Annotated in this window: 1 pseudogene; it reads left to right on the forward strand. The window is 83.5% G+C overall.

Annotated elements, in window-relative coordinates:
- Positions 1-203: 203 nt before the first annotated feature.
- A pseudogene (locus ACFVHB_RS40105) lies at positions 204-722 on the forward strand (hypothetical protein); the annotation flags it as partial.

A 722-nucleotide genomic window follows, 5' to 3' on the forward strand; every position in this document is an offset into this window, starting at 1 on the left:
TCGCCCCCCTGGTGGTCCGCCCCCCCCCCCCCCGCGGGGGGGCACCCCCCCCGCGCCCCCACCCCCCCCCCCCCGCGCGGCGGCGGCGGGCCCCGGGGCGCCCCCCCCCGGCCGGGCTGTGCCGTCCTGCCCGCGGGCAGCCGCCCGCGGCGCCGCCCCACCGGGCCGTTCCCGGCCCGGCCGTCCACCGAACGGAGCGCCCCGTGACCACCGCCCTCTCCGCGGCCCCTGCCACCGGCCCGGCCGCCGCACCCGGCACCGCGCCCGCCGTCGATCCGGCCCACGCCGACGGCACGGCACCGGCCCCGACGCCCATACCCGGCACCGCGCCCGCCACCACACCCGATCCCGATCCCGCCCCCGCCGTCGATCCGGCCCGCGCGCCCGGTGTCGGCGGCCCGAGCCTGGCCGCCGCCCGACCGGACCCGGCGGACCTCGACCCGCGCCGCGCGGTGGAGGAGCTGGCGCGCTGGCGGACCGACGGCCGTGCCGCCGACCGGTTCCCGTACCGGGCGGTGCTCGGCCACTACCGGGCGGTCGGCAAGAACGCGGTCGGCGCGGAGCTGCTGACCGCCCTGCGCGCGGTCGAACCGCCCCGCCCCGAGGCCGCCGACCCGGCGGCACGGCTGCTCGCGGACTGGCTGCCCCAGGTGGTGGACGGCCGTCAGGGCGACTACGACAGCTACCTGGGCAGCCCGGTCTACGCCTCGCTGGCCGCGGCC

Source organism: Kitasatospora sp. NPDC127111 (assembly GCF_042677465.1).
Lineage (GTDB): Bacteria > Actinomycetota > Actinomycetes > Streptomycetales > Streptomycetaceae > Kitasatospora.